The 10920-nt window shown below is 69.4% G+C and carries 1 protein-coding gene; it reads left to right on the forward strand.

Going from position 1 to position 10920, the window contains the following annotated elements:
- The first annotated feature begins 23 nt into the window (after window positions 1-23).
- Window positions 24-10901, forward strand: coding sequence for a type I polyketide synthase (locus tag OG933_RS40760; RefSeq protein WP_405632148.1), 10878 nt, complete (start codon window positions 24-26; stop codon window positions 10899-10901).
- The last annotated feature ends 19 nt before the right edge of the window (window positions 10902-10920 follow it).

Genomic DNA, 10920 nt, shown 5'->3' on the forward strand with positions numbered 1-10920 from the left:
TGAACGAATCGTGGAGGATGGTTATGTCGGCGCCAGACGAGCAGATCGTTCAGGCACTGCGTGCGTCGCTGAAGGACAACGCCCGGCTTCAGCAGGAGAACAGCACACTCGTCGCAGCAGCCGCAGAGCCCATCGCGATCGTCTCCATGGCCTGCCGGTACGCCGGCGGAATCCGCGGTCCGGAGGACCTCTGGCGGGTGGTGTCCGAGGGCACCGACGTGTACACCGCCTTCCCGGAGGACCGCGGCTGGGACGTCGAGGGCCTCTACCACCCGGACCCCGACAACCCCGGTACGACGTATGTACGAGAGGGCGCCTTCCTGCACGATGCGGCGCAGTTCGACGCCGGCTTCTTCGGTATCTCGCCGCGTGAGGCCCTGGCCATGGACCCCCAGCAGCGACAACTGCTGGAGGTGTCCTGGGAGACCTTCGAGCGGGGCGGCATCGACCCCCACTCGGTACGGGGCGGCGACGTCGGGGTGTTCGCCGGAATCGTGCACCAGGACTATGCGCCCGACCTCAGCGGGTTCGAGGGATTCCTGAGTCTGGAGCGAGCCCTGGGCACCGCCGGCGGCGTAGCGTCCGGGCGGGTCGCCTACACCCTGGGACTCGAGGGGCCCGCCGTGACGGTCGACACCATGTGCTCGTCCTCGCTCGTGGCGATACACCTCGCCGCGCAGGCACTGCGCCGGGGCGAGTGCTCGATGGCGCTCGCCGGCGGTTCGACGGTGATGGCGACACCCGGCGGGTTCGTCGGCTTCGCGCGTCAGCGAGCACTCGCCTTCGACGGGCGCTGCAAGTCCTACGCCGCGTGCGCCGACGGATCGGGCTGGGCCGAGGGCGTGGGCGTGGTGCTGTTGGAGCGGCTGTCGGTGGCGCGCGAGCGCGGGCACCAAGTGCTGGCCGTGATACGCGGCAGCGCGGTGAACCAGGACGGTGCCTCGAACGGCCTGACGGCGCCGAACGGTCCGGCGCAGCAGCGGGTGATCCGCAAGGCGCTGGCAGGCGCCGGCCTCTCAGCGTCCGAGGTGGACGCGGTGGAGGGCCACGGTACGGGCACCGTGCTGGGCGATCCGATAGAGACGCAGGCGTTGCTGGCCACCTACGGACAGGGCAGGGAACCGGAACAACCGCTGTGGCTCGGCTCGGTCAAGTCTGTCATCGGGCATACCCAGGCGGCGTCCGGTGTGGCGGGCGTGATCAAGATGGTGCAGGCGCTGCGGCACGGGGTGCTGCCCGCGACGTTGCATGTGGACTCGCCGACTCCCCAGGTGGACTGGTCGGCGGGTGCTGTGGAGTTGTTGACAGAGGCGCGTGAGTGGCCGCGCAACGGCCGTCCGCGCAGGGCCGGGGTCTCCGCCTTCGGAGCCAGTGGTACGAACGCCCATCTGATCCTGGAGGAAGCGCCTGCCGTTGATGGGGAGGAGACGCGGGAGCCGCTGGTGCGGGGTGGTGTGGTGCCGTTGGTGGTGTCGGCGGGGAGTGCGGGTTCGCTGGCGGGGCAGGCGGGGCGTCTGGCGTCGTTTGTGGAGTCGGGTGCTGGTGGGGTGTCGTTGGCGGGTGTGGCGGGGGCGTTGGTGTCGGGGCGTGCGCTGTTGGGTGAGCGTGCGGTGGTGGTGGCCGACTCGGGTGAGCAGGCGTTGGCGGGGTTGCGGGCGCTGGCGCGCGGCGAAGGCGGTCAGGACCTGGTGGCTGGTAGTGCGTCTGGTTCGGGTGTGCCGGGCCGGGTGGTGTGGGTGTTTCCGGGTCAGGGTTCGCAGTGGGTGGGGATGGGCCGGGAGTTGCTGGATTCTTCGCCGGTGTTCGCTGAGCGCATCGCGGAGTGTGGGGCTGCGCTGGAGCGGTGGGTGGACTGGTCGTTGGTTGATGTGTTGCGGGGTGAGGTTGAGCCGGGGTTGTTGGAGCGGGTGGATGTGGTGCAGCCGGCGAGTTTTGCGGTGATGGTGGGTCTGGCTGCGGTGTGGGGTTCGGTGGGGGTGGTGCCGGATGCGGTGGTGGGTCATTCGCAGGGTGAGATAGCGGCGGCGTGTGTGGCGGGTGTGCTGTCGCTGGAGGACGCGGTGCGGGTGGTGGCGCTGCGCAGTCAGGCCATCGCGGGTGAGTTGGCGGGGCGCGGTGGGATGGCGTCTGTTGCGCTGAGTGAGGCGGAGGCGGTCGAGAGGTTGGCCGCGTGGGCGGATCGGGTGGAGGTGGCTGCGGTCAATGGTCCGGCCTCGGTGGTGATCGCCGGTGATGCTTCGGCGCTCGAGGAGGCATTGGAGGTGTTGTCCGACCAGGGTGTCCGGGTGCGGCGGGTGGCGGTGGATTATGCCTCGCACACCCGGCATGTCGAGGACATCCGGGACACGCTGGACGACGTGCTGGCGGGGATCGTCGCGCAGGCTCCGATCGTGCCGTTCTTCTCGACCGTGACCGGTGATTGGGTCGAGGACGCTGGTGTTTTGGATGGTGGTTACTGGTATCGGAATCTGCGGGGTCAGGTGCGGTTCGGTCCTGCCGTGACCGATCTGCTGGCGCAGGGCCATGGTGTGTTCGTGGAGGTCAGCGCGCATCCCGTCCTGCTCCAGCCGATCAGCGAGGTCGTGGACGCGACGCAGGCGGATGTGGTGGTGACGGGATCACTGCGCCGTGAGGATGGCGGTCTGCGGCGCCTGTTGGCATCGATGGCCGAACTGTTCGTCCGGGGTGTGACCGTGGACTGGGTCAAGGTTCTGCCGGGTGGGGCAGGATCCGCGCCGGTCGACCTACCGACTTACGCCTTCGACCACCAGCACTACTGGATCCAGATGGCAGGTTCGGCGACGGACGCGGAGTCGTTGGGTCTGGCGGGGGCTGATCATCCGTTGTTGGGTGCGGTGGTGCGGTTGCCGCAGTCCGACGGGTTGGTCTTCACGTCGCGGTTGTCGTTGCGGTCGCATCCGTGGCTGGCTGATCATGCGATCGGTGGCGTGGTGATCGTCCCCGGCACGGTGTACGTCGATCTCGCGGTGCGGGCCGGCGACGAGTTCGGCTATGGCGTCCTCGAAGAGCTCGTGATCGAGGCCCCGCTGGTGCTGCCCGAGCGAGGCGGGGTACGGCTCCAGATCGCGGTGGGCGGACCGGGCGAGAACGGCTCGCGCACGGTGGACGTGTACTCCCTGCGCGAGGACGCCACCGATGAGGGTGGTGCGGACGCGTGGACGAGGCACGCCACCGGACTGTTGTCCGCCTCGCCGACGAATCACGGGATGGAACCGGTGTTCGACTTCGCGGCCTGGCCGCCGTCGGGTGCGCAACCGGTGGAGGTCGGGGGCTTCTATGCCGACCTGGTCGAGCGTGGCTACGCGTACGGTCCGGCGTTCCAGGGCTTGCGGGCGGTGTGGCGACGCGGTGACGAGGTGTTCGCCGAGGCCGTCCTGCCGGAGGAACAGCGGGCGGACGCAGGCAGGTTCGGCATTCACCCGGCGCTGCTGGACGCCGCTCTCCATACGAACGCCTTCGCCCATCCGGACGACGACCGCCAGGTGCTGCCGTTCGCGTGGAACGGACTGCTGCTGCATGCCATGGGGGCCTCGGCGCTGCGGGTGCGGGTCGCTCCCTGCGGTCAGGATGCGCTGTCGTTCCAGGCTGCCGACGAGGCCGGTGGCCTGGTCATGACCATGGACTCGCTGGTGTCACTGCCTGTGTCCACCGACCAGTTGGGCGGTGCGGCGGCGGACACGGCGTTCGCTGACTCGTTGTTCGGGGTGGAGTGGGTGGAGTTGCCTGCGGCGCAGGGGGTGGGGGTGTCGCCGTCGTGGGTGGCGGTGGCCTCTGCGGACGAGGTGACGGCGCTGGCGGGGAGCACGGATGTTCCGGCGGTGGTGGTTCTGGAGGCTGTCGGTGGTGGCGGGGTGGACGCGGTGTTGGCGTTGTCGTCCCGCGTGTTGGAGATAGTGCAGGCGTGGTTGTCGGCCGGGGCGGGACTGGATGAGTCACGGTTGGTGGTGCTGACCCGGGGCGCGGTACCCGCTGGCGGTGAAGCGGACGTGAGTGACCCGGCGGGAGCGGCGGTGTGGGGTCTGGTTCGTGCCGCGCAGGCCGAGCACCCCGACCGGATCATCCTGCTGGACATCGATCCTGCTGCCGATGCTGGTGTGGAACCCGTGCTGGGTCCGTTGCTGGCCAGTGGGGAGCCTCAGGTCGCTGTCCGTGGCACGACACTGTCCGCCCCCCGGCTCGTCAGGGTCGGCGGTGCGGTACCGGATGCTGTCGATGTGCCGGCCGTGTTCGGGGCCGAGGGGACCGTCCTGGTCACCGGTGGAACCGGCGCGTTGGGTGCTCTGGTGGCCCGGCATCTGGTGGCCAGGCATGGTGTGCGGCGTGTGCTGCTGGCCAGCCGTCGGGGTCCGGATGCCGAGGGTGTGCCGGAGTTGGTCGCCGAGCTCAGTGAGCAGGGGGCGTTGGTCTCGGTCGCGGCCTGTGATCTGTCTGATCGTGAGCAGGTCCGGGCCCTGTTGGCGTCGGTGCCGGACGAGCACCGTCTGACGGGCGTGGTGCATCTGGCTGGTGTGCTGGACGACGGGGTGATCGGGGCGTTGACCCCGGAGCGGTTGGCGGGGGTGTTCGCGCCGAAGGTGGACGCGGTCCGGCACCTCGACGACCTGACCCGTGACATGGACCTCGACGCGTTCATCGTCTTCTCGTCCGCTGCCGCACTCATGGGGTCGGCGGGGCAGGGCAACTACGCGGCGGCGAATGCGTTCCTGGACGGGTTGATGGCCAACCGCCGGGCGGCGGGCCTGCCCGGCCTGTCCCTCGCCTGGGGCCTGTGGGAGCAGACAGCCGGCATGACCGCTCACCTCAGCGCCATGGACCAGGCACGTATGAGCCGTGGTGGTGTGCTGGCGATGACGCCGGTCGAGGGACTGGCCATTTTCGACATCGGCCTGCACACGGGCCGAGCGCTGCTGGTGCCGATCAAGCTGGACCTGCCGGCGCTGCGCAGCCAGGCCGCGGCGGGCGGGGGAGTCCCGCATCTGCTGCGCGGCCTGGTACGCGCAGGTCGGCGCGTGGCGCGGGCGGCAGCCGGGCACAGCGGCGGCCTGGTCCGCCGGCTCGCCGGGCTCCCCCCGGCCGAGCAGGAGAGCGCCCTGCTGACCATCGTCCAGACCGAGGCAGGCGCTGTCCTGGGCTTCAGCGGACCCGAACTGGCCCAGGGGACACGGGGGTTCAGCGACATCGGCTTCGACTCCCTGACCGCGGTCGAGTTGCGGAACCGACTGAGCGCGGCGACCGGAGTGAAGCTGCCCGCCACGCTGATCTTCGACTATCCGACTCCCTCGGTGCTGGCCCGCCATCTACGCGAACAACTCGGTGACACGGCCGGCGCACCTGCCCCGGCTGTGGCCGTCGTCGCGGCTCCCGACGAACCGATCGCGATCGTCGGGATGGCGTGCAGGCTGCCGGGCGGCGTGGCGGACCCCGAGGATCTGTGGCGGTTGGTTCACGAGGGCCGTGAGGGCATGTCGCCCTTCCCTGAGGATCGGGGCTGGGATCTGGAGGGCCTGTTCGACCCGGACCCCGACAGCGCGGGCACCTCGTACACCAGCCGGGGCGGTTTCCTGCCCGGGGCGGGGCTTTTCGATGCGGGGTTCTTCGGGATTTCGCCGCGTGAGGCGCTGGCGATGGACCCGCAGCAGCGGCTACTGCTGGAGACCTCCTGGGAGGCGTTGGAACGGGCGGGCATCGACCCGACCACCGCCCGGGGCAGCGACATCGGAGTCTTCTCGGGCGTCTCCATCCACGACTATCTCGAGTCCCTCAGCAACATGCCCGCGGAACTCGAAGGCTTCGTCACGACCGCCACGGCGGGGAGTGTGGCTTCGGGTCGGGTGTCGTACGTGTTCGGGTTCGAGGGTCCGGCGGTCACTGTGGACACGGCGTGTTCGTCGTCGTTGGTGGCGATGCATCTCGCGGCGCAGGCGCTGCGTCAGGGTGAGTGCTCGATGGCGCTGGCCGGCGGTGTCGCCGTGATGGGATCGCCGATCGGCGTCCTCGGCATGTCGCGGCAGCGGGGCCTGGCCGCTGACGGCAAGTGCAAGGCGTACGCGGACGGCGCGGACGGCACGGTGTTGTCCGAGGGCGTCGGTCTGGTGGTGCTGGAGCGGTTGTCGGTGGCGCGGGAGCGTGGGCATCGGGTGCTGGCGGTACTGAAGGGCAGCGCGGTGAACCAGGACGGCGCCTCGAACGGCCTGACGGCGCCGAACGGTCCTTCGCAGCAGCGGGTGATCCGCAAGGCTTTGGCCAGCGCTGCGCTTTCCCCATCCGAGGTGGATGTGGTCGAAGGCCATGGCACGGGGACGGTGCTGGGTGACCCGATCGAGGCGCAGGCTTTGTTGGCCACCTATGGACAGGGCCGTGACCCGGAACGGCCCTTGTGGTTGGGGTCGTTGAAGTCGAATGTTGGTCATACGCAGGCGGCTGCGGGTGTGGCGGGCGTGATCAAGATGGTGCAGGCGCTGCGCCATGGCGTGATGCCGCCCACGCTGCATGTGCAGGAGCCCACGACGAGCGTCGACTGGACCGAGGGCGCCATCGAGCTGCTGGCGGAGGCGCGTGAGTGGCCGCGCAACGGTCGTCCGCGCCGGGCCGGGGTCTCCTCGTTCGGGATCAGCGGTACGAACGCGCATCTGATCCTGGAGGAGGCGCCCGCCGAAGTGGCTGAGTCTGTCTTTGTTCCGGAGGACTCGGAGTCTGTCTCGCGCGTGGCGGTGCGGGGTGGTGTGGTGCCGTTGGTGGTGTCGGCGGGGAGTGCGGGTTCGCTGGCGGGTCAGGCGGGGCGTCTGGCGTCGTTTGTGGAGTCAGATACCGGTGAGGTGTGGCTGACGCGTGTGGCGGGGGCGTTGGTGTCGGGGCGTGCGCTGTTGGGTGAGCGTGCGGTGGTGGTCGCGGGTTCGTCCGAGGAGGCGCTGACTGGGCTGTCGGCCCTGGCTCGGGGTGAGGGTGCGGCTGGTGTGGTGACCGGAAAGGCGGCCGGTAGTGCGTCTGGTTCGGGTGTGCCGGGCCGGGTGGTGTGGGTGTTTCCGGGTCAGGGTTCGCAGTGGGTGGGGATGGGCCGGGAGTTGCTGGATTCTTCGCCGGTGTTCGCTGAGCGGGTGGCGGAGTGTGGGGCTGTGTTGGAGCGGTGGGTGGACTGGTCGTTGGTTGATGTGTTGCGGGGTGAGGTCGAGCCGGGGTTGTTGGAGCGGGTGGATGTGGTGCAGCCGGCGAGTTTTGCGGTGATGGTGGGTCTGGCTGCGGTGTGGGGTTCGGTGGGGGTGGTGCCGGATGCGGTGGTGGGTCATTCGCAGGGTGAGATAGCCGCGGCGTGTGTGGCGGGTGTGCTGTCGCTGGAGGATGCGGTGCGGGTGGTGGCGCTGCGCAGTCAGGCCATCGCGGGTGAGTTGGCGGGGCGCGGTGGGATGGCGTCCGTTGCGTTGAGTGAGGAAGCGGCGGCCGTTCGGCTGGCCGCGTGGGCGGACTGTGTCGAGGTGGCTGCGGTCAATGGCCCGGCTTCGGTGGTGATCGCCGGTGACGTTCTCGCGCTTGACGAGGCGCTTGAGGCGTTGTCGGGGGAGGGTGTCCGGGTGCGGCGGGTGGCGGTGGATTACGCCTCGCACACCCGGCATGTGGAGGACATCAGGGACACGTTGGCTGATGCTCTGGCGGATGTGCATGCCCAGGCACCCAATGTTCCGTTCTTCTCGTCCGTGACCGGTGATTGGGTCGAGGACGCTGGTGTTTTGGATGGTGGTTACTGGTATCGGAATCTGCGGGGTCAGGTGCGGTTCGGTCCTGCCGTGAGCGATCTGCTGGCGCAGGGCCATGGTGTGTTCGTGGAGGTCAGTGCGCATCCCGTCCTGCTCCAGCCGATCAGCGAGGTCGTGGACGCGACGCAGGCGGATGTGGTGGTGACGGGATCACTGCGCCGCGAAGACGGCGGGATGCGGCGCCTGTTGGCATCGATGGCGGAGCTGTTCGTCCGGGGTGTCGCGGTGGACTGGACAGGCGTACTCCCCGCGGGGACGGGGACTCAGCCTGCACCGGTCGACCTGCCGACCTATGCCTTCGACCATCAGCACTATTGGCTTCAGCCGGCCGTGCAGGCGACGGACGCGGAGTCGTTGGGTCTGGCGGGGGCTGATCATCCGTTGTTGGGTGCGTCGGTGCGGTTGCCGCAGTCCGATGGGTTGGTCTTCACGTCGCGGTTGTCGTTGCGGTCGCATCCGTGGCTGGCCGATCACGCGGTCGGTGGTGTGGTGCTGGTTCCGGGTACCGGGCTGGTGGAGTTGGTGGTGCGGGCGGGTGATGAGGCCGGGTGCAGTGTCCTGGATGAGTTGGTGATCGAGGCGCCGATCGTGGTGCCCGAGCGTGGTGGGGTCCGGCTCCAGGTCGCGATCGGCGGACCGGACGAGGCAGGTTCCCGCACGGTGGAGATCTACTCCCTGTCCGAGCACAGCACCGACGACGACGGTGGTGGCGCGGAGGCATGGACACGGCACGCCGCGGGACTGCTGTCGTCGGTGGCCGCTCGGTCGGGTGGCTCCGGGTTCGACTTCGCCGCTTGGCCGCCCGCGGGTGCGCAGCCGGTCGAGGCCGACGATTTCTACGCCGAATTGGTCCAGCACGGATATGGGTACGGTCCGGCGTTCCAGGGGGTGCGGGCGGTGTGGCGACGGGGCGAGGAGGTCTTCGCCGAGGTCGCTCTGCCCGAGGAACAGCGTAAGGAGGCCGGCAGGTTCGGCATTCACCCCGCGCTACTGGACGCGTCCCTGCACGCAGTGTTGCTTGCCGCCGGAACGCCTGAGGGTGACATCGAACGTGAAGCGGACGGCCACGCGGTGCGGCAACCGCTGGACTGGAACCGGCTGGTGCTGCACGCCTCGGGTGCCTCCGTGCTGCGGGTTCGCCTGGCCACCGACGGCTCCGGCGCCCTGTCACTGGAGGCGGCGGATGAGACCGGCGGCCTGGTGGTGACGGCGGACTCGCTGGCGTTGCGGCCGGTGTCCGTGGAGCAGTTGGAGACGGCGGCGGACGCAGCGGTCACCAACTCGTTGTTCGCGGTGGAGTGGGCGGAGTTGCCTGCGGCGCAGGGGGTGGGGGTGTCGCCGTCGTGGGTGGCGGTGGCCACGGCTGACGACGTTACGGTGCTGGCCGCGAGCACGGATGTTCCGGCGGTGGTGGTTCTGGAGGCTGTCGGTGGTGAGGGGGTGGACGCGGTGTTGGCGTTGTCGTCCCGCGTGTTGGGGGTGGTGCAGGCGTGGTTGTCGGCCGGGGCGGTGTTGGAGGAGTCGCGGTTGGTGGTGCTGACCCGGGGCGCGGTACCCGCTGGCGGTGAAGCGGATGTGAGTGACCCGGCGGGAGCGGCGGTGTGGGGTCTGGTTCGTGCCGCGCAGGCCGAGCACCCCGACCGGATCATCCTGCTGGACATCGATCCTGCCGCCGATGCTGGTGTGGAACCCGTGCTGGGTCCGTTGCTGGCCAGTGGGGAGCCGCAGGTCGCTGGCCGTGGCACGGCGCTGTCAGTCCCTCGGCTGGTCCGTGCCACTGGTGGAGTTTCGGATGTTCCGGCGGTGTTCGGTGCGGAGGGAACGGTTCTGGTGTCGGGTGCGGGCTCGTTGGGTGCTTTGGCGGCCCGGCATCTGGTGGCCCGGTACGGGGTGCGGCGTCTGCTGCTGGCCAGTCGTCGGGGTCCGGATGCCGAGGGTGTGCCGGAACTGGTCGCCGAGCTCACCGGGCAGGGGGCCACCGTGTCGGTCGCGGCCTGTGATCTGTCCGACCGTGAGCAGGTCCGGGCCCTGCTGGCCTCGGTGCCCGACGAGCACCGTCTGACGGGCGTTGTGCATACCGCCGGTGTATTGGACGCCGGGGTGATCGGCACATTGACCCCGGAGCGGTTGGCGAGGGTGTTCGCGCCGAAGGTGGATGCGGTGCGGTATCTCGATGAGCTGACCCGTGGTCTGGCTCTTGATGCGTTCGTCGTCTATTCGTCCGTGTCGTCTGTGTTCATGGGTGCGGGCAGTGGGAGTTATGCGGCGGCGAACGCGTTCTTGGACGGGTTGATGGCGGGCCGTCGGGCGGAGGGGCTGCCGGGTCTGTCCCTGGCCTGGGGGTTGTGGGAGCAGTCGGCCGGTATGGCGGCGGGTACCGATGATCTCACCCGGGCGCGGATGAACCGGCGTGGTGGTCTGCGGGCGATGACGTCGGTGGAGGGGATGGAACTCTTCGATGCCGCTGTGGGGTCCGGGCGGGCGTTGTTGGTGCCGGCGAAGCTGGATCTGCGGGGGGTGCGGGCCGGTGCCGCGGCCGATGGTGGGATTCCGCACCTGTTGCGGGGTCTCGTCCCCTCGGGGCGGCAGCTGGCGCGGGCGGCGGGTACCGGTGACGAGCAGCGCCAGCTCTCCGGCCGGCTGGCCGGACTGCCCCCCGCCGAGCAGGCACAGGTCCTGCTCAACCTGGTGCGGGCCCGGGCCGCGACCGTGCTCGGGCATGCCGGGCCGGAGGGCGTTCGAGCGGATATCGCGTTCAAGGACGTCGGCTTCGACTCGCTCACTTCCGTGGAACTGCGCAACCGACTGCGTGAATCGACCGGTCTGAAACTTCCCGCCACACTGGTCTTCGACTATCCCACTCCGGAGGCCATCGCGCGCTATCTGCACCAAGAACTACTCCCGGACGGCGCCGCGGTGGGCCTGGGTGTGGACGAGGAACGGCTGCGGAACGCGCTCGTCTCAGTTCCCCTGATCCGGTTCAGGGAAGCGGGATTGCTGGATGCTCTCATGAAGCTGGTTGCTCCCGGCGATGAGGCGTTGGACGTCGGCGCGATCGACAAGGCCGATGAGGACAGGGCGATTTCCGAGCTCGATGTCGATGATCTCGTGCAACTGGCGCTTGGCGACTAACAATCCTTCGAAATTGCTG

The organism is Streptomyces sp. NBC_00016 (assembly GCF_045040885.1).
Classification (GTDB): Bacteria; Actinomycetota; Actinomycetes; order Streptomycetales; family Streptomycetaceae; genus Streptomyces; species Streptomyces coriariae.